This window comes from Massilia sp. TWP1-3-3 (assembly GCF_049897805.1).
Classification (GTDB): domain Bacteria; phylum Pseudomonadota; class Gammaproteobacteria; order Burkholderiales; family Burkholderiaceae_D; genus Telluria_A.
Map to the genome: position 1 here is coordinate 276,503 of NZ_JAFCWX010000004.1, position 23,842 is coordinate 300,344.

Sequence of the window (23,842 nt, forward strand, 5' to 3'; positions counted from 1 at the left end):
ACACCTGCTCCAGCAGGCGCGGCAAAGGGGTGTTCAGCCGCTTGCCGCGCGTTTTTTTGCTCGCTTGTTGCGCCGTTTATGAAGCGGCTACTGCGTGACGCTTTCTGTGGCGAATCGACGACCATAACGAGGCAACGATGAACGCCACACCGATCAGACCGGTGAACAGTTCCGGGATGTGGTATTTCATGCTTGCCAACATGATCAAGGCCAGGATACCGATTGCATAATGGGCGCCGTGCTCCAGATACACATACTCGTCGAGCGTGCCGGTCTTGACCAGGTACACCGTCATCGAACGCACGAACATGGCGCCAACGGCCAGGCCCAGCATGATGATGACAACGTCGTTGGTGATCGCGAAGGCACCGATCACACCATCGAACGAGAACGACGCATCCAGCACTTCCAGATACAGGAAGCCGCCGATGCCGCCGCTCTTGACGATCGCACCAATATTTGCGTCAGTCTCTTCTTCCTTTTCCAGCAGCCCGGAAATCATGTCCACGCCAACGTAGACCAGGATGCCCCACAGGCCGGACATCAGCACCACCATCTTTTGCGCCTCTTCGACCATCGTCATGGCGCCCATCAGCATGGCGATCGAGATCATGACCGAGATCGAGGACACCTTGCCCAGCGACCCAAGCTTTTGTTCGACGTGGCCGAGCCAATGCAGTTCCTTTTCATCGTCCAGCAGGAAGTTAAGGAACACCAGCAGCAGGAACATGCCGCCAAAGGCTGCCACTTCCGAGTGGTGCGCCGTCAGGTGGCCCGAAAACGCTTTCGGATCGTTTAGCGCCAGCGTCCACACGTCGCCCATGCTCAGGTCGGCGGCCACAGCCACGATCACGAGCGGAAAGACCAGCCGCATGCCGAACACGGCAATGATGATACCCACGCCCAGGAACAGCTTTTGCCAGAAGTCGTCCCAGGTCTTGAGGACCGAGGCATTGACGACCGCGTTATCGAACGACAGCGACACTTCCATCACTGCCAGAATCGTGGCGATGCCCATGAAGGTCACCGCCTTTTCCATGCCGCCATGGGTGTAGCCCCAATACCCCGCCAGAACCAGGCAGACAATGCTGACCAGGATGGACCATCTGAAATGCTTCATTGCAGCTTCCCCTCATTAAAATTAACTAGGCATAGTGTAGACCCAGTTGATCAATTTAAAAATAGGAGATAATAAGACCGTTACTTCTGAAAAACAGAACAATGAAAACAACAGGAATGAATTTTCGCCACCTTTATTACTTTTGGGTCGTCGCGAAGGAAGGCTCGATTACCCGCGCCGCCACGCGGCTCGGACTGGCGATCCAGACCGTCAGCACGCAACTGGCCCAGCTCGAGCAATCGATCGGCAAGTCGCTGTTGATGCCGCAGGGGCGCAGCCTGGTGCTGACCGAGGCCGGTCGCTTGGCGCTGGCCTACGCCGACCAGATTTTTTTGCTTGGCGAGCAGCTGCAAGAAGCGCTGTCGGAAGCGGACAGCGGGCGCACCCGGCTCACCGTCGGCATTTCCGATTCGCTGCCCAAGCTGACCGCCTTTCGCCTGCTTGAAACGACGCTGCACCTGCCCACCCCGGTGCGGCTGGTGTGCTACGAAGATAATTTCGAGGCGCTCTTGGCCGACCTGGCGCTGCACAAGCTCGACGTGGTGCTGACCGACCGCGCGGTGCGCTCCGGCACCACCTTGCGCGTGTTTAGCCACATGCTGTTTGAAAGCGCCACCATTGTCGTTGGCGCGCCGCAGCTGGCCCAGGCTTACACGGCGGGGTTTCCAGCTTGCCTGAACGGCGCCCCGTTCCTGCTGCCCACCCGCAATAACGCACTGCGGGGCCGGATCGACGAGTGGTTCGAATTGCACAATGCGCGCCCTGACGTGGTCGGCGAATTCGAAGACAATGCGCTGCTGAACACGTTCGGGCGGCGCGGGGCGGGCTTGTTCTTCGCCCCGGCGGCGCTGGCGGCCGACCTGCAAGAGCAGTTCGGCGCGGTGCTGGTGGGCCAGGTGCCGCAGGTGCGCGAGCAAGTGTACGCGATCTCGAACGAACGCAAGATCAAGCATCCGGCGGTCGAGGCCATACTTTCTTCAGTGCACGAGGGTGTCTTCAGCAGCGCCTGAACGGTACAATGGGCGTTCCGGCTTTTGTGGCCAAGCAAAAAACAACAACATCTCTATGACTAATGTACTTCTTGTTCTGCTCGCCGTCTTCCTGGTCGTGCTGAACGGTTTCTTTGTGGCCGCCGAGTTCGGCATGGTTGCCTTGCGTCCCACCCGCGTGCGCGCAATTGCCAAAAGCCAGGGCTGGCGCGGGCGCATCCTGGGCAAGGTGCACGGTCAGCTCGATGCTTACCTGTCGGCCTGCCAGCTGGGGATCACCCTGGCCTCGCTGGGCCTGGGCTGGGTCGGCGAACCGGCATTCGCCGGCTTGATCGCGCCGCTATTTACCGCCATCGGCATGGGTTCGCAGGCGCTGATTCATACGGTCTCTTTCCTGTTCGCCTTTAGCGTCATTTCTTTCCTGCACATTGTGGTGGGCGAACTGGCGCCCAAGTCGATGGCGATCCGCAATCCGGAAGTGGTGGGCCTGTGGACGGCGCCGGCGCTGTACGGTTTTTACTGGAGCATGTATCCGGCCATTTACCTGCTCAATGCCAGCGCCAACGCCGTGCTGCGCCTGGCCGGTCTGTCGGGCCCGGGCGGGCACGACGCGCATTATTCGACCGAAGAATTGAAACTGATTTTGCGCACCAGCCAACCGGGCGAAAAATTCACCCGCGACGAGCGCCACATCCTGGCCCAGTCGCTGGACTTTTCCAAGTTGACGGTCAGCGAACTGATGCGCCCCATCAATGAAGTGATCGCGCTGCACGCCAACAAGTCGCTGGAAGACAATTTGCAGACCGTGGTGCGCAACCGCTTCAGCCGCTATCCGTATTTCGACGCCAATGGCGAAGACGTGCTCGGCGTGATTCACTTGAAGGATTTGTTTTTCGCTCAGCAGGCAGGCAAGAAAATCAGCGACCTGAAGCCATTTTTGCGGCCGGTGGAAACCATGTCGGCACGCACGGCCGCGCAAACCATGTTTCGCCGGTTTCGCGACGGCGCACCCCACTTTGCGCTGATCGGCGAAAAGGGCAAACGGCCGGTGGGCTTTCTCACGCTCGACAATTTGCTGGGCGCAATGGTCGGCGAAATCCGCGATGAATTCCGGTTGAACGAAAACGATTGGCTGCGCCAGCCGGACGGCACACTGGTCGGCAAGGCAAGCTTGCCGATCTTCTCGCTCGAGCGTATTCTGGGTCTCGATATCGATAACGAGACGCTGGGGCTGGACGAAGTGGAGTCGGTGGGCGGGCTGTTGATGGTCAAGCTGGGCGATATACCCAAGCAGGGGCAAAAGATCGAATTTCCCTACTTTGATATCGTGGTCAAGAAGATGAACGGGCCGCGCATTGTGCTGGTGAAGGTGATTCCACAAAAGGGACGCGCAAGCGATCCGGACGAGCACGACTAAAAAAACAACACCGTCGCGCACATGGCGCCGTACGGCCGCAACCGGATGGGCTAGCCTGCTCTTTATCTTTTTACCTGAAGTGTTTTTTATAGAAACTTTAGTTTCTCGGTGCTATAGTTCATTACTCGAAAACGTGTCACCCGATATTCGCCCTGGACAGGCTCGGCTTCCTTGCCGTGGACGCCGATTATTCGAAAAACTGGCAGAACACATGGCTGCGAACGATATAAAGAAAATCAGCGTAAGCGAACTGCGGCTGGGAATGTATCTGGTCGGGTTTGACGGGAACTGGCTGTCCAATCCGTTCTGGACTTCGCGCTTCCTGCTTGCCAGCGCCGACGAGCTGCGCCAGGCGCGCGCCAGTGGCCTTGCCGAATGCTGGATCGACACCAGCTTGGGCGCCGATGTCGCGCCCGTCGCGCCCGCCCGGAGCACCGCCGGCGCTGCCCCGGTTGCGAAGCGGCGCCGGGCGCCTCCCCAGGCGGCAGGCGCGCTTAGCATGGAAGAAGAGCTGCAGAACGCGGCCCGGCTGTGCCAGACGGCGCGCGCATCGATTTTTTCCATGTTCTCTCAGGCCCGGCTCGGCAAGATCGCCGACACCCATTTTTGCAGCGCCCTGGTTGACGATATCGTGCGCTCGGTGGAGCGCCACCCTGGCGCCCTGATCAGCCTGTCGCGCCTGAAGTACGAAGACGACTACACCTATATGCATTCGGTGGCGGTGTGCGCGTTGATGGTCGCGCTGGCCAAGGCCATGAAATTGTCCGACCCTGACATGCGCGAGGCGGGCCTGAGCGGCCTGCTGCATGACATCGGAAAAGCCAGGATTCCGCTGGAAATCCTCAATAAACCCAGCAGTCTGAGTGACGACGAATTCGCGACCGTCAAACGGCACCCGGAACACGGCTTTGAAGCGCTGCGTCACGGCGGCGTCAGCGACAGCGTGCGCGAGGCTTGCCTTCACCATCACGAGCGCATGGATGGCGCGGGCTACCCCCACCGGCAGGCAGGCAAGGCAATTTCGCTGATGGCGCGCATGACGGCCGTGTGCGACGTGTACGACGCCATTACGTCCGATCGGCCCTACAAGCGGGGCTGGGATCCGGCGGACGCCCTGTCCAAGATGATTTCCTGGAAAGGGCACTTCGATCCGACCGTGCTGTCCGCGTTCATCGAAGTGGTGGGTATCTATCCTACCGGATCGCTGGTGCGTCTCAAATCGGAAAAACTTGCCGTCGTCGTTGAACAAAACAAACAAAGTTATACCCGGCCTACGGTGCGGGCCTTTTACTGCATCGCATCAACACGGGCCATACCGGCCGAGCTGATCGATTTGTCCGGCACAGAGGAAGATTGCGTCGTCGGTTCCGAAGACCGGGACCGCTTGCCCACCGCCGTCATCGAAAAACTGTGGGCGGGCGAGCTGTATCGCGAGCGCTGAGCCCTCCCGCGACAATTGTCCGGGACCCCAACTAGGTCTTCATCACCGCCGCCGGCTGCGCCCCGGTCCACTCGCGCAGCAGCGAGTACCCCACGGCCAGCAGCACGGGGCCGATAAACAGGCCCACGAACCCGAACGCCATTACCCCGCCCAGCACACCTAACAGCACCAGCAGGAACGGCATGTCGCTGCCCCGGCTGATGAGCATCGGCTTGACCACGTTGTCGACGCCGCTGATCAAAATCAGTCCCCACACCAGCATGAACACGCCCCACCCCGTCTTGCCCTCGCTAAAGAGCCAGATCGCCGCGCCGCCCCAGATGATGGGCGGGCCGACCGGCACCAGCGACATGACAAAGGTCGCAAAGCCCAGCAGCAGCACGCCCGGCACACCGGCGATCGCAAAGCCGAGCGCGGCCACCAGCGCCTGCGCCAGCGCCGTGCCCAGTAAACCGTACATCACCCCGCGCACGGTGTGGCTGACGGTGCTGGCGATGCGCGGCGCGCTCTCGCCGATGATGCGCTCCATCGCCACGCGCGTGGCGCGCAGCAGCGCCTGACCGTCGCGGTACAGGAAAAAAGCGACAAAGGCGGCCAGGCTCATTTGCGCCACGCCGGCGCCCAGCACAATGCCTCCGCCCAGTAAATAGTGGCGCGCCGGCTCGAGCATCTGCTTGGCCACTTCCATCATCTGTTCGCGGCTTGACACCAGCGTGCGCACATATCCATGGAGCCAGTCGCCCACCAGGGGCACGCGCCGGATCCAGCCGGGCGGCTCCACGTGGCCCGTTTCCACGGCCAGCTTGATCTGGTCATACAGGCGGCCCACGTCGTCGGCCAGGTTGTAGGCCACCAGGCCGATGGGCACGATCACCAGCAGCGTGAGCGTCAACGTCAGCGTGAGCGCGGCGAGCGAGCGGCGACCGTTCATCCGCCCCAGCAGGAACAGGTACATCGGCCAGGAAGAAATGACGACGGCGGCGGCGAACAGGATCGCGGCCAGGAAGGGGCGCAGCACGTACAGGCAGCCGATCACCAGGAAGGCGACGGCGCCGATCGAGGCGAGGTTCTTGCCGATGCGTCGTTCCATGGTGGTCTGCCGAAGATGTTTGCTTAGTGTATGACCTAGTGTATGCACCTAGTGCAGCAACAGCTTGATGTCTTGTGCAATCGGCGTGGCGCCCTTGCCGTGGCGGACGAACAGGCGGATCTTGCCCTGCTGGTCGAACACGTAGCTGCCCGCAGTATGGTCCATCGAGTAGGCGCCGGGCGTGGCGCCGGGTGACTTGGCGTAAAACACCTTGAATTCCTTGGCCACTTTGGCGGTCGCGGCCGCGTCGCCGTACAGGCCGATGAAGCTGGTGTCAAAAGCGGGCACGTACTGCGCCAGCAGCTCTTGCGTATCGCGCTCCGGATCAACCGTCACGAACAGCACCTGCACCTTGGCCGCATCCGGACCGAGCTGCTTGCGCACCTCCGCCATTTCAGCCATCGTGGTCGGGCACACGTCGGGGCACTGGGTGTAGCCAAAGAACAGAAACACCACCTTGCCCTTGAAGTCGGCCAGCGTGCGCTGTTTGCCCGTATGGTCGGTCAGCGCAAAGTCGCGCGCATACTCGGCGCCGGTGATGTCGACGTTGTTGAAGACGGGCGGCGCGGCCGGCTTGGCGCAGGCCGCCAGCGTCAAGGTCAGCGCCACGGCGCACAGGGCAAACAGATTTTTCATCTTAGAATGGGAAGTAATGGTCGACCAGCAGCGCGGCAAACAGCAGCGACAGGTAGATGATCGACCAGGTAAAGGCCTTGCGCGCCACCTGGTCGGAATAGTGCTTGTAGACCTGCCAGCCGTGCCACAAAAAGACCGCATTGAGCGCGACGGCGGCCGTGAGGTAAATCAGGCCGCTCATGCGCACCACGAACGGCAGCAAGGTGGTGGCGGCGAGCACGATGGAGTACAGCCACACGTGAAAGCCGGTGAAGTTCATGCCGTGGGTGACCGGCAGCATCGGCAGCCCGGAACGCGCATAGTCGTCGCGCCGGTACATGGCCAGTGCCCAGAAGTGCGGCGGGGTCCAGACGAAAATGATCAGGACCAGGAGCCACGCCTGCATCGGCACCGCGTCGGCGATCGCGGCCCAGCCCAGCGCCGGCGGCATCGCGCCCGACAGGCCGCCGATGACGATGTTTTGCGGCGTGGCCGGTTTCAGAATCAGGGTGTAGATGACGGCGTAGCCGACGAAAGTTACCAGCGTGAGCCACATGGTCAAGGGATTGACCAGCGCGTACAGCACCCACATGCCGGCCCCGCCAATGACGGCCGAAAAGGCGATGGTCTGGGTCTTGGTCAGTTCGCCGCTGGCGGTGGCGCGGCGCGCGGTGCGCGCCATGCGCGCATCGATTTCGCTCTCGAGAATGCAGTTGACGGCAAAGGCGGCGCCGGCCAGCAGCCAGATGCCAACGGTGCCGAAGAACACCTTGTGCATGTCGGGCAGCCCCGGCGTTGCCAGGAACATGCCGATGACGGCGCAAAACACCGCCAGTTGCGTGACGCGCGGCTTGGTCAGGGCCCAGTATTGGGCGATGCGGCTGCTCGATTTTTGTGTAGCGGTCTGGGTTGTCATGTAGGTGGTCTTGCATGCGCTGCTGCGCTGAATCGGTGCTTGATCTGGTAGTTTAACATGGCGACCAGCGCCACTAGCAGGGCGGCCCCCGCGTTATGCAATACGGCGATGGCAAGCGGGAAGGCGAAATACACGGTTGCAATGCCCGCCGCCAGCTGCAGCGCGAGCACGATGGCAATCTTGCGCGCCGTGCCGCGCAGGTCCGGCATTGCCATCGCGCGCCAGGCGGTAAAGCCAAGGATTGCGGCTGCGACATACGCAAAATGGCGATGCACCCAATGAATGGCCGTGAGGGCCGAGAACGGCAGGTAATGCCCCGCCGCCGTCTTGCCCAGTTCGCGCCACAGCGTAAAACCATGGCCGAAATCCATGTCCGGGAAAACCTGCCCCGCGCACAGCGGGAAATCCGCGCAAGCGAGCGTCGCGTAATTGGTACTGACCCAGCCCCCCAATGCAATCTGCACGCCCAGCACCAGCGCCGAAACAAGCGCCAAGACGCGCAGCGATACCATCGATACAGTCGATACAGTCGATACCGTAGGGCGCGAAAGCGCAGCGCATTGCGCCATCTCTGGCCGGCCACCAACGGCAGCATCCTGGCGCGCCCCCAGCCAGCAAAGCATGAACAGCAAGCCCATCGCCAGCAACAAATGCATCGTTACAATGACCGGCTGCAGTTTCATGGTCACGGTCAGCGCCCCGAACGCTCCCTGCACGCAGACGGCGACAAACACCGCCGTCGGCAAGAGCGGCCTGAACTGCACGCTGTTCGAACGGCGCCACTGCAGCCAGGCAGTTCCCATCAAGGCCATGCACAAGAACCCCACGCCCATCGCCAGGTAGCGGTGAATCATCTCGATCCACGCTTTCACCACCGTTACCGGCCCGGTCGGCAATAAGGCTTGCGCGGCGCTGATCTGCTCATGCGCAATAAACGGATTGGCCGCGCCATAACATCCCGGCCAATCCGGGCAGCCAAGCCCGGAATCGGTCAGGCGCGTGAACGCGCCGAACACGATCAGGTCAAAGGTGAGAAAGGCGGTCAGCCACACCAGCTTGCGGTATTTGTGCGGATCGGACGACATCCACACCATGGCCAGCGGCAAGGTTGCCGCCAGCAAGCCCGACAGGGCCAACTGCACCAGGGTTGACGACTGCATGATCAGCCGATCGCGGACGCTTTGAGCAGCTTGCCGATATCCTTGGTCACCTTGTTCGGCTCGGCATCCTTGGGAAAGCGCATCATCAGGTTGCCCAGCGGGTCGATCAGGTATAAGTGGTCGGTCACGTCGCCGCCCGGCTCCACCGGCAGCCACGCCTTGACCGCATCGGGCTTTACGCGCAGCATGCGCACGCCGTCGATGACTTTCATCAGCTCGATGTCGAGCGGCGCATTGTCGGTAATGAGCCAGACGCGCTCGATGCGTTCCATGCCCTTGCCCTGCATCAGGCGCAACTGGCGCACCTTGACCAGCTGGTCCTTGCATGCTTGCGGGCAGTCGCCCGGCTCGACCTGCAGCATGATCCACTTGCCCTTGTAGGCGTCAAGCGCGAGCGGCTTGCCGTCCAGGCCAGTGGTGCCCAGCGCGGGAATCGGATGGGCGCGCGGATCGATCAGCGTGCCGTAATTGGTGCGCCCGCTCGGCTTGATGACGTAATACGTGAGGTAGGAAAAGATCAACGGCGAAGCGCACACGGCCAGTACGGCCAGCAGCTTCCAGCGTCCGCTGGTTTGATTCGGTTTATTTTGTTCCACGTCGAAATCCTGTCACTACGAAAAATAAGAGCGCCATCCCTGCCAGCGCGTACCACTGAAATGCATAACCCTGGTGCTTTTCGACGCCCAGCGCGGGCGCCGGCCAGTCGCGCACCAGGTTGTCGCCCGCTTCGGGCGGCCCGGTCTGCTCGATAAAAAATGGCTGCACGGCCAGCTTGCTGGCGTCGGCGAACTGGTCGGGTGTGAGGTTTTGTAAAATCGCGCCGGGCTTGACCATGGCCGGGTCGCCCAGCTGCATCACCTTGCCCATACCCGCCTTGGCAACGCCGGTTACGATCACCGTGCCGGGCGGGGTGGAAAATTCAGGCAGGCGATCGTGTTCGCCGTTGTAGCGCGGCAACCAGCCGCGCGCCACCAGCACATGGGTGTTCGATCCGGCAATCTTGAATGGCATCAGCAGGTAAAAACCCACCTTGCCTTGCTGGGGCCGGTTGTCGAGAAACAGCGGCCACCCGGTGACGAATTCGCCGGCCACCGACACCGGCCGGAACGCGACGTCTTCCTTGCCAAGCAGCTTCGGACCGAGCACCAGCGGCGCCTGGACGGCGCGCTCGGCGAGCGTGGCCTGCAAGGCGATTTTTTGCGCGGCGCGCCGGTCTTGCCACTGCCCCAGCGAGACGCCGAGCGCCACCAGCAGCACGGTGGCCAAGAAAGGGATAGCACGGAAACGGAAGCGCTTAAGCATTACAATGAAGCCTTGTTTAACGGAGCATTGTTTAAGTACATCGAAAGCCTATGAAAATCCTCGTCGCCATCGCCTTCATCATGATCCTGGGCAGCCTGGGCTCGGCCCTGTTTTTCCTGATGCGCGACAAAGGCAAGAGCAATCGTACCGTACATGCGCTGGCGCTGCGCGTGGGCTTGTCAGTGACGCTGTTTCTGTTGTTGCTGGGCGCCCATTACATGGGCTGGATCCAGCCGACCGGCATCAGTTGATGAACTGCAGCTGACCACCTGCCGCGGCTCAACGTTGGACTGCGGCTGACCGACTGCAAAGCTTTCTGGCAAAAAACCGGGGACAGGCCCACCGCTTGATGGTCTGTCCCCGGTTTTTTTGCTTGAGGGATCAGCCCCCTCGTATTACAGCCAGTAGATGACGACGTACAAACCAAGCCAGACAACGTCGACAAAGTGCCAGTACCACGCAGCGCCTTCAAAACCGAAGTGATTGTCCGCGGTAAAGTGGCCCTTCATGACGCGATACAGGATCACCGACAGCATGATCGCACCCATCGTCACGTGAAAGCCGTGGAACCCGGTCAGCATGAAGAAGGTCGAACCATAGATGCCCGACGTCAGCTTCAAGTTCAGTTCGCTGTAAGCGTGCATGTACTCATACACCTGGAAGCCCATAAAGGTTGCGCCCAGCAAAATGGTCGCCGCCAGCCATACCGCGGTCTTGGCGCGATGGCCGGCACGCAGTGCATGGTGGGAAATGGTCAGCGTCACGCCCGACAGCAGCAACAATGCCGTGTTGATCGTTGGAATTGGGAACGGACCCATCTTCGCAAACGGCTCGATCGTGCCGGCCGGGCTGTCGCCCCACTGCGCGGCAAAGTCTGGCCAGATGAATTTGTGGTCCAGGTCGCCCAGCCAAGGCAGTGAAATCGTGCGGGCGTAAAACAAGGCACCGAAGAAGGCACCGAAAAACATCACTTCCGAAAAAATGAACCAGCTCATCGACCAGCGGAACGACAGATCGATGCGGCTGTTGTACTGGCCCGATTCCGATTCGCCGATGGCGTCGCCGAACCAGAAATACAGCACCAGCAGCATCGACAGGATGCCGCCGATGTTCAGGATCGGGCCCCACGAGGCGCCGTTGACCCAGCCGGAAGCGCCGATCATCGTCACCAGCAGCGACATGCCGGCAAACAGTGGCCATTTGGACGGACCCGGCACGAAATAATACGGCGCGGCGGCGTGTGGTGAACTCATCTTCATCTCCTAAATCAAAACTTTTATGCGGTGAATTTCGTGCTGCTCATTTTACGTGATCTATTACTTTGCTACGGCAACGCGCACCAGCATGATGATAACGCCGATAAACAGCGCCACGCCAATCAGGGCGGCAATAACCACATGAATGGGATTCAGGTTCGCTGAATCGCTTTCGTAGTCGCTGCGCTTGCGGATTCCGAAAAACGACCAGAACACCGCCTTCATCGTGGCCCCGAACGACGCTTTGCGTCCGGTGGGTTTGTCGCCCTTGTTTTTTACGTCATTCATTACTTCACCTTCGTCGCTGCCGCCTGCGGCGCGGCGGCCTGGGCGCCGGCTATTTCAAAAAACGTGTACGACAGCGTGATCGTCGAAATCTCGCGCGGCAGCTTGGGATCGATGAAAAACACGACCGGCATCTGCCTGGCCTCGTTCGCCTTCAGGGTCTGCTGCTTGAAACAAAAGCATTCGACCTTCTTGAAGTGCGGCGTGGCCGACTGCGGTGCATAACTGGGAATTGCCTGCGCCTGTACCGTGCGCGCCTGGGTGTTGACCACTTCATACATCACCGTGGCCAGTTCCCCCGGGTGCACCTTGATGCTGCGGGTGGTCGGGCGAAAGCGCCACGGCCCTTGCGCATTGCCGTCGAGTTCGACGGTAATGGTACGCGTCTTGTCGACCTGGCTATTCTTGTCGTACTCGACGAAATTACCTTCTTGCCGGCTCAGGTTGTTAATCCCGAGCACTTCGCACATCTGCCGGTAAACCGGCACCAGCGCGTAGCCAAAACCGAGCATCCCCACGGCGATGACGATCAGCTTGACCAGCATCTTGCGGTTCCGGGCCAGGCGTTCGTTTTGCTCAGTTGCCATTTAGAGCCAAATTCGCTTGATGAAGACGATGGCAAAAAAAAACAAGGCCACGCCGCCAAGAATCAGGCCGGTCTTCGCGTTATTCGGTTTCTTTGGATCGGACATGTTCAACCTGCAAGTTTCATTTCATCCGGGCAGCAACAGCTGCCCGGATGACGGCATTACTTGACCGTCGGTGGCGTTTCGAACGTGTGGAACGGAGCAGGACTAGGGACGGTCCACTCCAGGCCTTCGGCGCCATCCCATGGCTTGTCGGCCGCTTTCGCGCCGCCACGGATGGTTGGCAGAATCACGAAAAACAGGAAGTACACTTGCGACAGGCCGAAACCAAACGCGCCGATCGAGGCAATCGCATTGAAGTCGGTGAACTGCGCCGGGTAATCGGCATACCGGCGCGGCATGCCCGCCAGCCCCAAAAAGTGCATCGGGAAGAACGTCACGTTGAACGTGATCAGCGACGCCCAGAAGTGGATCTTGCCGCGCGTTTCGGCGTACATGTGGCCAGTCCACTTTGGCGACCAGTAGTAGAAACCGGCAAATAGGGCGAACAGGGAACCGGCAACCAGCACGTAGTGGAAGTGGGCCACCACGTAGTAGGTGTCTTGCAACTGGATGTCGATCGGGGTCACCGCCAGGATCACGCCGGTAAAGCCGCCCATCGTGAACACGAAGATGAAGCCGACGGCAAACAGCATCGGGGTCTCGAAGGTCATCGAACCCTTCCACATCGTGGCGATCCAGTTGAACACTTTGACGCCGGTAGGCACGGCGATCAGCATCGTGGCATACATGAAGAACAGCTGGCTGGTCACCGGCATGCCGGTGGTAAACATGTGGTGGGCCCAGACGATGAACGAGAGCACCGCGATCGACGCCGTGGCGTAGACCATCGATGCGTAGCCGAACAGCGGCTTGCGTGCGAACGCTGGCAGGATCTGCGAGACGATACCGAATGCCGGCAAAATCATGATGTACACCTCGGGGTGGCCGAAGAACCAGAAGATGTGCTGGTACATGACCGGGTCGCCACCGCCGGCAGCGTTAAAGAACGAGGTGCCGAAGTGACGGTCGGTCAGAGTCATCGTGATCGCGCCTGCCAGAACCGGCATCACGGCGATCAGGAGGAAGGCGGTGATCAGCCAGGTCCAGCAAAACATCGGCATTTTCATCAGGGTCATGCCGGGAGCACGCATGTTCAGGATGGTGACGATGATGTTGATCGAACCCATGATCGACGAGGCGCCCATCAGGTGCATCGCGAAAATACCCATGTCCATGCCAATGCCCATCTGGGTCGACAGCGGCGCGTACAGCGTCCAGCCGGCAGCGGTGGCGCCGCCCGGCACGAAGAACGAGCTGGCCAGCAGCAGCGCCGCGGGCGGCAGCAGCCAGAACGAGAAGTTGTTCATGCGGGCGAACGCCATGTCGGCGCAGCCGACCTGCAGCGGGATCATCCAGTTGGCAAAGCCAACGAAGGCCGGCATGATGGCGCCGAAGACCATGACCAGGCCGTGCATCGTGGTCAGCTGGTTGAAGAACTCAGGCTGGAAAAATTGCAGGCCAGGCTGGAACAGTTCGGTACGGATCATCAAGGCCAGCACGCCGCCGGACAACAGCATGATCAGGGAGAACCACAGGTACAGGGTACCGATGTCCTTGTGGTTGGTGGCGAACAGCCAGCGCGCCATGCCGTGAGGATGGTCGTGCGCGTGGTCGTGTGCGTGATCTAGTGTAGTTGTGCTCATTGTCTTAACTCCCGATTACTTGGTACGTGCAGCCAGAACGTCGGCTGGTTGAACGATATTTTCTGCAGCCTTGTTCGACCAGCTGTTGCGGGTATAGGTGATGACCGCGGCAATGTCGGAATCCGACAGCTGTTTCCATGCTGGCATTTCCGAAGGGTATTTACCGCTCTTTTTGCCATTCAACAACACATTGATCTGTTCCGCTTTCGGGCCATTCACCACTTCCGAGCCATCCAGTGGTGCAAACGCACCCGGTACGCCCTTGCCGGTTGCTTGATGGCAAGCGACGCAGTTGGTGGCGTAGACTTTTTCGCCCTTGGTTTTCAATTCGTCGATGGTCCAGACCTTGGCTGGATCGTCGGCCAAGGCCGCCATTTCTTTTTGCTTGCCCGAGACCCACGCGGCGTAGTCGCCGGCGCTGACGACGCGCACCACGATCGGCATGAAGGCATGCTCTTTACCGCACAGCTCGGCGCATTGGCCGCGGTAGGTACCAATTTCCTTGGCCTTGAACCAGGTATCGCGCACGAAACCGGGGATGGCATCTTGCTTGACGCCAAAGGCGGGAATCATCCAGGCGTGAATCACGTCGTTGGCGGTGAGCACCATGCGGATCTTCTTGTTGACTGGCACGACCACTTCATTGTCGACTTCCATCAGGTAGTTGATGCCGCGCTTGCCGGTGAACTGGTTGCCGGGGGAACCGACCTGCTCGCGCGGGGTCGACAGGCTCGACAGGAAGCTGATGCCGGCGCCTTCGCCGTTCAGGTAATCGTAGCCCCACTTCCACTGCATGCCGGTGGCCTTGATGGTGATGTCGGCGTTGGACGTGTCCTTCATCGCAACCACGGTCTTGGTCGCTGGCAGCGCCATGCCGATCACGATCAGGAACGGCACGATGGTCCAGGCGATTTCAACGGCGGTCGACTCATGAAAGGTTGCCGGCTTGTGGCCCAGCGAACGGCGGTGCTTGAAGATCGAGTAGAACATGACGCCGAACACGGCGACGAAGATCACCATGCAGACGACCATCATCCAGGTGTGCAGATTATTGATCTCGGTGGCGATGTCGGTCACCGATCGTTGCAGGTTCAACTGCATCTCCACCGGACGGCCCTGAACGCCAACTTCTTGAACAGGCTGTGCGGTTTGTGCCCAGCTGCCGGCTGAAACCAGCAGGCCGAACATCAAGGCGTGAAGTCGCTTTGCATATGTCATGTTTTCCCCAACCACCCAAAAATAATCATTCTTTTTAAACGCCGGCGAACTTACTGACCGCCAATGCTCCGAAACCATCGCACAAAAGGCTCCTGAGCCGGCTTGACGCGCGCTGCGCGAAAAATCCAGCTGGAACCAAACCATCGCACATAGGTGCATACGCACACTGTGAACGCTGTTGCTGACAACCGCTAAAAGCCCGTATTGATCGCCTGAATTTCAGGCGGCACGTTCGCAGTCGACAAAATTAGCCTTTAATTATACTCAAGGAACACCGTATGCATCAAGGACAAATGCGGCAAACTATGGGCGTAGACCTTGTAATTGCACACGGCGGCCCCACGTCGTGCCGCGGAAACGACACCGGCGCTGGCCACTGTCTTGCCGTTGTTTTGCAGCTGCCTTGCCGCTGTCTTGCCAGCGTTGGCCGCTTTGCCGCGGTTTGGCACGCTTTGGCACGCTTTGCCGCTCTTGCACCGTTGGCCGCTCCCGCAACAATGCCGGCCGCGCCAATGCTGTTACGGTGCCCGCGGCGTGAAGCGCACGATGGCCTCGCCAGCGGCCGTGACGCGCGGCGCCGGACGAAAAGCATGGCCGTAAATGACTTCGAAGCTCAAGCCCAGCTTGCCGTCCGGACGGCGCTGCGCCTCGAGCGCCTGCAGGAAGCGGCCCCAGGCAACGCGACCAGTCAGACCGCGGCGGCGCGTGGCAAGCGGATTGCCGCCCAGCGCGCGCACATCGGCCAGCATGGCTTGTACCGTATCGTAGGTGACGGTAATGACCTCCATATCCATGACGGGCGTGGAAAAACCGGCGTCGACCAACTGGTCGCCAAAATCGTGCATATCGACGAAAGGCAAAACATGCTCCGATACAGGCGCCGAAGCCTGCGCCGCATCGAGCGTGGAAAAGGCGCTGCGCAACTCCCGAAAGGTGTCGGGGCCAAAATTGGAAAACATTAACAACCCTTCGACGCGCAGCACCCTTCTCCACTCCGCAAAGACGCGGTCGGGCTGGGGATGCCAGTGCAGTGCCAAATTCGACCACACCAGGTCGACAGAGTTCGGCGGGAACGGACAATTACCGAAATCGCCACACAACAAGTCAATCCCGGCCTTGCCCGACAGCAAACGGCTGAGCAGGCGTCGGGACGGCGCCGCCGCAGCCGCTGCGTCGGCAACGGCGGCCATGGCGGGCGCGGCATCGATGCCGATGACCTGGGCAGCCGGATAGGCTTTCTGCAACAGCGCCAGGTCGGCTCCCGCGCCGCAGCCGGCGTCGACCACCCGGCCCGGGGCCAGCTTGACCAGACCGAGCCGGTCATGCATGCGGGCCGCAATTTCGCGGCGCAGGAAGTCGGACGGCGCAATGCGCTGCGGATCGGCAAACAAAGCGCGCACGCGCGCCTGCTCGATAGGCGCGCTCAATGTTGATGGAGATGCAGGAGAGGACATGGGCGAAAGCGGGTGGACGGCGCCGAAATGCGATAATGGCGCCAGTGTACCTGTTTGTTGAAAGTCGAGCCGATGCGCCACCGCCTGCTGCCGTGGCCCGGGCGCTGGCCGCTGGGGCTGGCGCGGCAACTGGGCCGATCGCTGCTGCCCTCGTCCTGCGCCCTGTGCGGGGCGCGCTGCGCTGCGTCCGTCTGCCCGCCGTGCCAGGAACAGTTCCTGGGGCCGTGCCCGCCCCGTTGCCGGCGCTGCGCCAATCCGGTGAGCGCGCTCGACGTGGATTGGCCGTGCGGTGCCTGCCAGTCGCATCCGCCCGCCTTTGACGCCACCATCGTCGCGGCCGACTACAGCGCGCCGCTGGATCAACTGGTGCTGCAGCTCAAGTTTGGCGGCACGCTGGCACTGGCGCCCTGGTTCGGACTGGCGTTGCGCGACGCCGTGATGGCGCGCGAGCGCTTCGAGCTGCCCACGCTGCTGTGCCCGGTGCCGCTGGGGCCGCACCGTCTGGCCGAGCGGGGTTTTAACCAGGCGCTGGAAATTGCGCGGCCGCTGTCGACAGCGCTGGGCATTGCCCTGCGCCCGGCGCTGGCCGTGCGCGCGCGCGAGACGGCGGCGCAGTCGGGCGTGGCGCCGGCCGAGCGCAAAAAGAACATGCGCGGCGCCTTCATCGTGGCGCCCGATGCGCTCGAATTGGTGCGTGGCCAGCACATCGGCGTAGTCGACGACGTGATGACCAGCGGCGCCACGCTGCACGAACTGGCGGCCGTATTCAAACGATTTGGCGCCGCGCGCGTGAGCAACTTCGTGTTCGCGCGCACCCCGCCCCACTAATAGGAGAAGCATTTTGTTCCATGTTGTTTTGGTAGAACCTGAAATCCCGCCCAACACCGGCAACATCATTCGCTTGTGCGCCAACACCGGCGCCCAGCTGCACTTGATCGAGCCGCTCGGCTTTCCGCTGGACGACGCCAAGATGAAGCGTGCCGGGTTGGACTATCACGACTACGCGACGATGAAAGTGCACAAGAACTGGGACGCCTACCTGCTTGACTGCAAGCCCGAGCCCGCGCGCATGTTCGCCCTGACCACGCACGGCTCAACGCCGTTCGCCACCGCCACCTTCTTGCCGGGCGACGTATTCGTGTTCGGCGCTGAGACGCGCGGCCTGGCGCCGGCGCTGCGCGAATCGTTCGCGCCGGCCCAGCGCATCCGCCTGCCGATGCGCCCGGACAACCGCAGCCTGAACTTATCGAACACCGTCGCCGTCGTCGTCTTCGAAGCCTGGCGCCAAAACGGCTACGCCGGCGGCGCCTGACTCCAGGGTGGATGGGGGAACCTTATGGCTTGGCGGGAAGTGTGGCCGGCTGGTGGGGCAGGCGTTCGCCGTTGAGCAAGCCCTAGGCCGCGAGCGCCATGACTTGGGCGCTATGGTTCAAGTCGGCTTTGGCAACGTGATCGACGTTGTCGAGCTCGCTGTGCTGGGTATGGCTGCGGTAGTCGAGCGGGTCCTGGATCGGCGAAAAAGCGGGAATGCCCCGTTCGAAAAATGTGTCGTGATCGGAACCACGGCTCAGGCCGTACGGCACATCGAGCGCACCCAGCACTTGCGCAGGTTCCAGCGCCGCAGTGAGCCCCGCATGCCACGCGTCGACCTTCATGTCGGGAAACCCCATGATGCGCCCGGCGCCCGCATCCTGCACAAAAATTGCCTGGATCCGGGCCAGCTCGGCGCGATGCCGGAGCACGTAGGCCTTGCTGCCCAACAGCCCTTGCTCCTCGCCGGAAAACAAGACAATGCGCAGTGTCCGCTTTGGCTGCAACCCGGCGGCCCGCATGGCGCGCAGCACCTCGATCGCCACCACGGTCCCGGTGCCGTTGTCGGTGGCGCCAGTGCCCAGATCCCACGAGTCCTGGTGCGCACCAATGATCACCATCTCCTCGGGCAAGCTGCTGCCAATAAAGTCGGCCACCACGTTGTAGGCCTGCACCGGCGCCTTGCCGAAGCCGCCGCCAAGCTCAACTTCCAGCCGTGGCACCACGCCTCTGGCGAGCAAGCGCTTGAGCAGGCTGGCGTTCTGCTGCGTGATGATACCCGCATGGGTAGCGAAGCGCGACTGCGCCCCGCCCCACATCTCCAGTACGCCGCCCTCCTTGCCGGACACCAGCAACACCGCTGCCATGCGTGCATTGGCGATCACTTGATTGACCTCGGTTTGAAACCGGGCCGCGTCCTTGCCCTCGGCCTCGCTCGCCTTCGGTCCGGACAGGACCAGCACGATTTTCCCTCTCAGCCCAGGCGCGGCCAGCTTGAATTCGTCCAGCGTCTTGACGTCCAGCACCGCGAGCTCGCCTTGCACGGGGCCGCCGGTGCCCGCAGTCCAGGCCTTTTGCACGATGTTCAGGTGCTGCCCGTTGGCATTAAGCAAACGGGCCCGGGCCACGCCGCGCTGCCATGGCCGGCCGAGCTCGTACGCTTCCTCATGCACATTGACGGCGCCGTAGGCCGTCAATTTTTTTATCGCCCAGCTTTGCGCGGTACGCAATTGCAGGGAGCCGGTCAGGCGCGGGCCTATGTCGTCGCACAATTGTTCCAGGTTTTGCATGGCTTCGGAATGCTCGGCGATCTCGGTGACCAGGCGCGCGGTGTCGCCAGGCGCCAGCGGCGCGCCGCACGCAGGGTTCGCCTGCAGGCATAGCCATCCCAGCGTAACGATCAGTAGTGAGGCGGTGCGCATCACCGCTCCGGCATCGGTGGCAGGGCCTTGACAAAGGCCGCCAGGCCGCCCTTGTCGCGGATGGCAATCGCTTCGTCGAGCTTGGCTGAGCGGTTGTCCGGATTCTTGGCCAGCAGGCTTGCATAGGCGCGCAGCAATCCTTCGACCCCGGCCAAGGTCTTCGCTTCCATCTGGGCCGGGTCCTTTTTTGGGTCAAGCATGTGGTGCCTGATCTGGAAGGCGGCGGTGCTGACGGTATGCTGGAAGCGCACCACGCGCTTGAGCTCGCCCTTGGCGGCTTTGGTCATGACCCAGAACACGCCGTTATCGGGACCAAACATATAGTCAGGTACTTCGTCGGCCCATTTTTCAAACCAGCGCCCGTCTGCCGACGCCATCGTCCCCAGCGGGTCCTTGTCGGCGGCGGCGGCGAGCTGGACCACGCGCTCCTGCTCTTCGGACGTGGCCGGACCGCGGCCCTGCTGCGCGTGCGCGGGTGCAGCCAGGCTGGCCATGATGGCCATGATGGCGAGGGTGGCAAGGACGGCGGCAAATAAGGTTTTCATCAAACGGTTCATGTCAGCTCCAGGAAAGTGCACGGGGGCGAAGGATTCGCGCTGTGCTTGCTGCCTGTTCAGCAACTCCTGTGCCAGCGCCGTTGCCAGGCGCAATTGGCCTGCACCTGCCTGGCAATGTGTTCGCTATCGGGCAATCGCCCTGCAAAAACGGACACGGCCCGTGACGCACAATTGACCTTGCTTGGCGCAAACGGGCACAAAGCCTTATCATCATCCTGTCCAGCCTGCCCAACAACGCCATGATCAAGCTCCAGCTCCTGCTGCGCCGCCCCAGCACCGACATCGCGCTCGATCCGCTCGTGCGCGCCGCGCTCGAGCAGCTCGGCTTTGCCGTCACCGGCGCGGGCCGGGCCACGGTGTCGGCCGAGCTGACCGAAGAACGCTTCGCACAGTTGTTCGGCCCCGCTGCGCCGGCGGCGAACCTGACGCTGCCGCTGCCCGCCAGCCTTGCCGACGCCATCAGCCTTATCACGATCGCACCGCGCCACAGCGCGCTGCGCCACACACCCAGGGTCCACCATGCAGCCATTTAAACTTAGCCACCGCCACCCTTCCCAGCATACGCCGGCCCCCGCCGACGCCATCTTGCGCATCGCCGTCACCTTCAAGGGCCGCTCCAATGTCGGCCCGACCAAGGTCCAGGCGCGCTTGTCGTCGGCGAGCATCGGCAGCTTCGAACCTGCGGCGGGCGAGATGGAAACGGCGATCGAGGCGCTGCGCCGGCACGGCTTCGTTGTCTCGGGCAGGGGCCGCATGACGGTCTCGGTGCGCGGCACCGCCGCCCAGTTCGAACGCGTGTTCGGCACCGCGCTGACCACGTTCGCGCTCGACCAGTCGCTGTGCTACTCGAGCCCCTGCGTGTACTATCCGCCCGACGGCGCGCCGTGGAATCCCGACCCCGAACTGGCCGACCTGATCGACGACGCCTACATCCAGTGGCCGCACATCTACCTGTCCGACCCGGTCATCGGCGCCCGTGCGCCGCACGTCAATTATTTTCACCTCGACGTGCTGACCGACGTCCCGGCCAAGCTGAACGTGCCGCCGATTCACCGCGAACGGCACCACGGCGAAGGCATCCGCGTGGCCATGATCGACACCGGGTTCGACCACTCGCACCCTTTTTTCGTGCGTAACAGCTTCACATCTTCGGTGGTGCTGGCGCCGTCGGCCACCAACCGCTGCACCGATCCGGGCAGCCATGGCACGGGCGAATCGGCCAACGTGTTTGCCGTCGCGCCCAAGGTCACCTTCATCGGCGTCAAGCTGGGCGACGACGCCGATCCCTACGGCGGCGCCAGCATCCTCGAAGGCTTCCAGGAAGCGCTCAAGCACAAGCCGCACATCATCACCGTGAGCATGTGCTACGACCTGCGCGAAACGAACGGGCGCGGCGAACTGACCGAACTGCCGAACGGCCTCAAACCGCTGGAAGCGGAAATTCAGGCGGCCATTGCGGCCGGCATCGTGGTGGTGTTCTCGGCCGGGAACGGGCATTACGCCTTTCCGGCCTCGATGCCCGAAGTGCTGAGCGTGGGCGGCACCTACGTGGCCGAAGACGGCAGCATGCGCGCCTCCGACTATGCGTCGGCCTTTACCAGCACGATCTATTCGGGCCGCCATGTGCCTGACGTGTGCGGCCTGGTGGGCATGCTGCCTTACGGCGACTACATCATGCTGCCGGTGCCGGCCGGCTTCGAGATCGACACCGGCAATGCGCAGCACGACGGCACCACGCCGGGCGACGGCTGGGCGGTCTTTAGCGGCACTTCGGCGTCGGCGCCGCAAATTGCCGGCGTGTGCGCGCTGCTGCTGCAAAAAAATCCCGCGCTCAAGCCGGCCGACATCAAGGCGCTGCTCACGCGCACTGCGGTGGACGTGCGCGAAGGCGCCGCCAATCCGGCCAGCGATCCGGAAGGGCTGGGCATCAAGGCCGGTCCGGGCGTGGACGGGGCCACCGGCGCCGGGCTGGTTGACGCGTTCGCCGCGTGGCTGCAGGCTTGACCGCTGTCGCATGCACTACATCGTCCCCGCGAACGAGGCTGTTGCAAAAGAGGCGACGGTGCTGCAGCACTACATCGTCCTCGCGAACGCGAGGACGATGTTGGTTTCGGTTGTCGAGATGCGAAATGGCGCGGTGTGTACCAAGTCAAAAGGGGCGCAAAACGTTTGCACACCCTCCTCCTGCGCAAGCAGGTTGTCGTCGACCTTGTACGGCATACAGTTAGAATCCCGCGCTTAGCTGCACCCGGTTCCCCCCGGCCGCCTTGGCCCGGTACATGGCCGCGTCGGCCGCCAGCGCCAGCGCGTGCTCGCTGTCGCCGTGGCGCGGAAACAGGGCCACGCCGATACTGGCCGAAATCTGCTGCGTGTTTGCGTCCAGTTCGAACGGCTGCGCCAGCGCAGCGCGTACTTTCTCGGCCACGGCCAGCGCATCGCGCTCAAGCTCGATGGCGCCGAGCAGGATCACAAACTCGTCGCCGCCGATCCGCGCTGCCGTATCGGCAGCGCGCACGCAGCTTTGGATGCGCAGCGCCACCTCGGCCAGCAGCAGGTCGCCGGTATGGTGGCCGCAGCGGTCGTTGACCTGCTTGAAGCCATCGAGGTCGACGAACAGCACCGCGATGCAGCCGTTGCCGCGCCGCGCCAGCACCATCGCCTGGCGCAACCGGTCTTCGAACAGCGCGCGGTTCGGCAGCCCGGTCAAGCCGTCATGCTGGGCCAGGTGGCGCAGCGCCTGGCGGCTGTCGTCAAGCTCGCCGATATTGGCCACAATGGTGCGCTGCATGTCGTTCAAGCTGCGCGCCAGAACGCCGATCTGGTCGTTGCGATCGGACGGCAGTTCGCTCACCACGCGCTCCTGCGAAAAGCGCCGCACCGCATGGGCCATCTGGCGCAGCGGCTCGGTCACGGCGCGCGAGACAATCGCCGCCAGCAGCACGGCCGCCACGCTCAGCAGCAAAATCATGCGCACCGTATCCCAGCCCAGCTCGCGCGCTTGGCGCGTGACGATTTCCAAGGGCTGCGACAGGCCGATTACCACAAAGTGCGCGTCCGCCGCCGCGCCCATCGGCAAGCGCGCGAAAGCGGCCACCCGGCCGTCGGCGCTGTCGGGCGTGGTGACCACGCTGGCCCGGCGCCCCCCGATCAGCTCGGCCACCGGGCCGAATGCATTCTGGATCAATTCGCGCCGCCCGCGGTCAAAGCCGAAGGTCAGCGCCGCGTCGGGGTGGATCAGATAGTCGCCCCAGTGGTTGCTCAGGTAAAGCTGGTGCGACGAGGGCAGGTTTTTTTTCAGACGCGCGAACATGGTGTCGAGGTCGACGTTGATGACGATCAGCCCGACGATGCCGCCACCGGGGCCGGCCACGGGCGTGGCCACGCGCAGCGTCGGTTGGTCCAGCCCCGCGTGGGCGCCCGTTTCGCGATTGAGCGTGATGTCGGACAGGTACACCTGCCCGCGCGCCAGCTTGAGCGTATTGAACACATACGGATAGTGGGCTTTTTCCTGCAGGTGCAAGCCGTCGATGCGCAGCAGCAGCGTGGCATCGCGGTCTACGCGCACCAGTTCGATGCCATGGCCGGCGGCGCTGATCAGGCGCGCCTGAAAGTAATCCGGGTGCACTTCCAGCAGCGCCGTGAACGCTTGCGCCAGGTGGGTCCTGTCGTTGGCATCCATGACGCCGCCTTCTTGCAAGCTCGGGGTCAGGCGCGCCAGCAGCAGCGCCTGGGCCGCCACTTCCTCGATCCGTTCCTGGAAGTTTTTGCCCAGCACCTGGGTGGCGGTCAGCAGGTCGCGCTGGGTTGCGCCCAGCAGCGCGGCGCGGCTGCTGGCGTAGGAGGTGTAGCCAACCATGCCCATGGCGACGATGCCGAAAGTGGCCAGCAGGACCGCCAGCCGCACGCCAATGCCGTGCCCGAGGCCGTGCTTGATGCCAGGTCCGAGCCGGCGCCCCAT

At 62.4% G+C, this 23,842-nt stretch carries 24 protein-coding genes; 8 read left to right on the forward strand and 16 right to left on the reverse strand.

Annotation, left to right across the window (positions count from 1 at the left end):
• Positions 1–76 precede the first annotated feature (76 nt).
• Entirely contained in the window at positions 77–1,120 is a 1,044-nt protein-coding gene (locus tag ACP7D4_RS05870; protein WP_426208121.1) for a DUF475 domain-containing protein, read from the reverse strand.
• 101 nt (positions 1,121–1,221) lie between these two features.
• Here ACP7D4_RS05870 and nhaR point away from each other — a divergent pair, with 101 nt between their 5' ends.
• The 3 genes from nhaR (at position 1,222) to ACP7D4_RS05885 (ending at position 4,967) form a co-directional block, all read left to right on the forward strand.
• Positions 1,222–2,130: a transcriptional activator NhaR gene (nhaR, locus tag ACP7D4_RS05875; protein WP_426104064.1), complete on the forward strand. Its 909-nt coding sequence runs from the start codon at positions 1,222–1,224 to the stop codon at positions 2,128–2,130.
• Positions 2,131–2,185: 55 nt separating this feature from the next.
• Positions 2,186–3,526, forward strand: coding sequence for a hemolysin family protein (locus ACP7D4_RS05880; RefSeq protein WP_426104065.1), 1,341 nt, complete (start codon positions 2,186–2,188; stop codon positions 3,524–3,526).
• A 211-nt stretch (positions 3,527–3,737) separates the two neighbouring features.
• Positions 3,738–4,967: an HD-GYP domain-containing protein gene (locus tag ACP7D4_RS05885; RefSeq protein WP_426208123.1), complete on the forward strand. Its 1,230-nt coding sequence runs from the start codon at positions 3,738–3,740 to the stop codon at positions 4,965–4,967.
• A 31-nt stretch (positions 4,968–4,998) separates the two neighbouring features.
• On the opposite strand, the gene ACP7D4_RS05890 is transcribed toward ACP7D4_RS05885, so the two are convergent.
• From ACP7D4_RS05890 to ACP7D4_RS05915, 6 genes are read right to left on the reverse strand one after another with little or no spacing between them, the layout of a single operon-like run.
• The gene (locus ACP7D4_RS05890) at positions 4,999–6,057 is read right to left on the reverse strand and encodes an AI-2E family transporter (RefSeq protein ID WP_426208125.1); all 1,059 of its coding nucleotides are present in this window, start codon (positions 6,055–6,057) and stop codon (positions 4,999–5,001) included.
• Positions 6,058–6,105: 48 nt separating this feature from the next.
• The gene (locus tag ACP7D4_RS05895; protein WP_426104068.1) at positions 6,106–6,693 is read right to left on the reverse strand and encodes an SCO family protein; all 588 of its coding nucleotides are present in this window, start codon (positions 6,691–6,693) and stop codon (positions 6,106–6,108) included.
• A gap of 1 nt (position 6,694) precedes the next feature.
• On the reverse strand, positions 6,695–7,588 hold the full coding sequence (cyoE, locus tag ACP7D4_RS05900; protein WP_426208127.1) for a heme o synthase: 894 nt from the start codon (positions 7,586–7,588) through the stop codon (positions 6,695–6,697).
• A complete protein-coding gene (locus ACP7D4_RS05905; RefSeq protein WP_426208129.1) occupies positions 7,585–8,748 on the reverse strand; it encodes a COX15/CtaA family protein in 1,164 nt (387 codons plus the stop codon). Before ACP7D4_RS05905 ends, cyoE begins: the two co-directional genes overlap by 4 nt.
• Before the next feature lie 2 nt (positions 8,749–8,750).
• Positions 8,751–9,344 carry an SCO family protein gene (locus ACP7D4_RS05910; RefSeq protein WP_426208131.1) on the reverse strand — a complete coding sequence of 198 codons (594 nt, stop codon included), beginning with the start codon at positions 9,342–9,344 and terminating at the stop codon, positions 8,751–8,753.
• Entirely contained in the window at positions 9,331–10,050 is a 720-nt protein-coding gene (locus ACP7D4_RS05915; protein ID WP_426208133.1) for an SURF1 family protein, read from the reverse strand. Before ACP7D4_RS05915 ends, ACP7D4_RS05910 begins: the two co-directional genes overlap by 14 nt.
• Positions 10,051–10,100: 50 nt before the next feature.
• On the opposite strand from ACP7D4_RS05915, the gene ACP7D4_RS05920 reads away from it, so the two are divergent.
• Positions 10,101–10,301 (forward strand): twin transmembrane helix small protein, encoded by a 201-nt coding sequence (locus ACP7D4_RS05920; RefSeq protein ID WP_426104073.1) that lies wholly within the window; start codon positions 10,101–10,103, stop codon positions 10,299–10,301.
• A 144-nt stretch (positions 10,302–10,445) separates the two neighbouring features.
• On the opposite strand, the gene ACP7D4_RS05925 is transcribed toward ACP7D4_RS05920, so the two are convergent.
• The 6 genes from ACP7D4_RS05925 to ACP7D4_RS05950 all read right to left on the reverse strand — a co-directional run bounded on the left by ACP7D4_RS05925 (position 10,446) and on the right by ACP7D4_RS05950 (position 16,595).
• Positions 10,446–11,303: a cytochrome c oxidase subunit 3 gene (locus tag ACP7D4_RS05925; protein ID WP_426208136.1), complete on the reverse strand. Its 858-nt coding sequence runs from the start codon at positions 11,301–11,303 to the stop codon at positions 10,446–10,448.
• Positions 11,304–11,366: 63 nt separating this feature from the next.
• Positions 11,367–11,594 (reverse strand): DUF2970 domain-containing protein, encoded by a 228-nt coding sequence (locus tag ACP7D4_RS05930; protein WP_426104075.1) that lies wholly within the window; start codon positions 11,592–11,594, stop codon positions 11,367–11,369.
• The gene (locus ACP7D4_RS05935; RefSeq protein ID WP_426208138.1) at positions 11,594–12,178 is read right to left on the reverse strand and encodes a cytochrome c oxidase assembly protein; all 585 of its coding nucleotides are present in this window, start codon (positions 12,176–12,178) and stop codon (positions 11,594–11,596) included. The genes ACP7D4_RS05930 and ACP7D4_RS05935 overlap by 1 nt, the downstream gene beginning before the upstream one ends.
• A 161-nt stretch (positions 12,179–12,339) precedes the next feature.
• Complete coding sequence (gene ctaD, locus ACP7D4_RS05940; RefSeq protein ID WP_426104077.1) at positions 12,340–13,923, reverse strand: cytochrome c oxidase subunit I; 1,584 nt, start codon at positions 13,921–13,923, stop codon at positions 12,340–12,342.
• Positions 13,924–13,938: 15 nt separating this feature from the next.
• Entirely contained in the window at positions 13,939–15,141 is a 1,203-nt protein-coding gene (coxB, locus tag ACP7D4_RS05945) for a cytochrome c oxidase subunit II (RefSeq protein ID WP_426104078.1), read from the reverse strand.
• 518 nt (positions 15,142–15,659) lie between these two features.
• Complete coding sequence (locus ACP7D4_RS05950) at positions 15,660–16,595, reverse strand: methyltransferase domain-containing protein (protein WP_426104079.1); 936 nt, start codon at positions 16,593–16,595, stop codon at positions 15,660–15,662.
• Positions 16,596–16,667: 72 nt separating this feature from the next.
• Here ACP7D4_RS05950 and ACP7D4_RS05955 point away from each other — a divergent pair, with 72 nt between their 5' ends.
• Together ACP7D4_RS05955 and trmL are read left to right on the forward strand one after the other, a co-directional pair.
• Positions 16,668–17,423, forward strand: coding sequence for a ComF family protein (locus ACP7D4_RS05955; protein ID WP_426104080.1), 756 nt, complete (start codon positions 16,668–16,670; stop codon positions 17,421–17,423).
• Between the two features lie 13 nt (positions 17,424–17,436).
• A complete protein-coding gene (trmL, locus tag ACP7D4_RS05960; protein ID WP_426104081.1) occupies positions 17,437–17,907 on the forward strand; it encodes a tRNA (uridine(34)/cytosine(34)/5-carboxymethylaminomethyluridine(34)-2'-O)-methyltransferase TrmL in 471 nt (156 codons plus the stop codon).
• Between the two features lie 82 nt (positions 17,908–17,989).
• Here trmL and ACP7D4_RS05965 read toward each other — a convergent pair whose 3' ends face one another.
• Both ACP7D4_RS05965 and ACP7D4_RS05970 read right to left on the reverse strand, forming a co-directional pair.
• On the reverse strand, positions 17,990–19,327 hold the full coding sequence (locus tag ACP7D4_RS05965) for a M20/M25/M40 family metallo-hydrolase (RefSeq protein ID WP_426208140.1): 1,338 nt from the start codon (positions 19,325–19,327) through the stop codon (positions 17,990–17,992).
• A complete protein-coding gene (locus ACP7D4_RS05970) occupies positions 19,327–19,884 on the reverse strand; it encodes a hypothetical protein (protein ID WP_426208142.1) in 558 nt (185 codons plus the stop codon). Before ACP7D4_RS05970 ends, ACP7D4_RS05965 begins: the two co-directional genes overlap by 1 nt.
• Before the next feature lie 239 nt (positions 19,885–20,123).
• On the opposite strand from ACP7D4_RS05970, the gene ACP7D4_RS05975 reads away from it, so the two are divergent.
• Together ACP7D4_RS05975 and ACP7D4_RS05980 are read left to right on the forward strand one after the other, a co-directional pair.
• Positions 20,124–20,417, forward strand: a complete 294-nt coding sequence (locus ACP7D4_RS05975; RefSeq protein ID WP_426208144.1) for a hypothetical protein — start codon at positions 20,124–20,126, stop codon at positions 20,415–20,417.
• Positions 20,404–21,888: a S8 family serine peptidase gene (locus tag ACP7D4_RS05980; RefSeq protein ID WP_426104086.1), complete on the forward strand. Its 1,485-nt coding sequence runs from the start codon at positions 20,404–20,406 to the stop codon at positions 21,886–21,888. The genes ACP7D4_RS05975 and ACP7D4_RS05980 overlap by 14 nt, the downstream gene beginning before the upstream one ends.
• Before the next feature lie 220 nt (positions 21,889–22,108).
• On the opposite strand, the gene ACP7D4_RS05985 is transcribed toward ACP7D4_RS05980, so the two are convergent.
• Entirely contained in the window at positions 22,109–23,842 is a 1,734-nt protein-coding gene (locus ACP7D4_RS05985; RefSeq protein ID WP_426208146.1) for a diguanylate cyclase domain-containing protein, read from the reverse strand.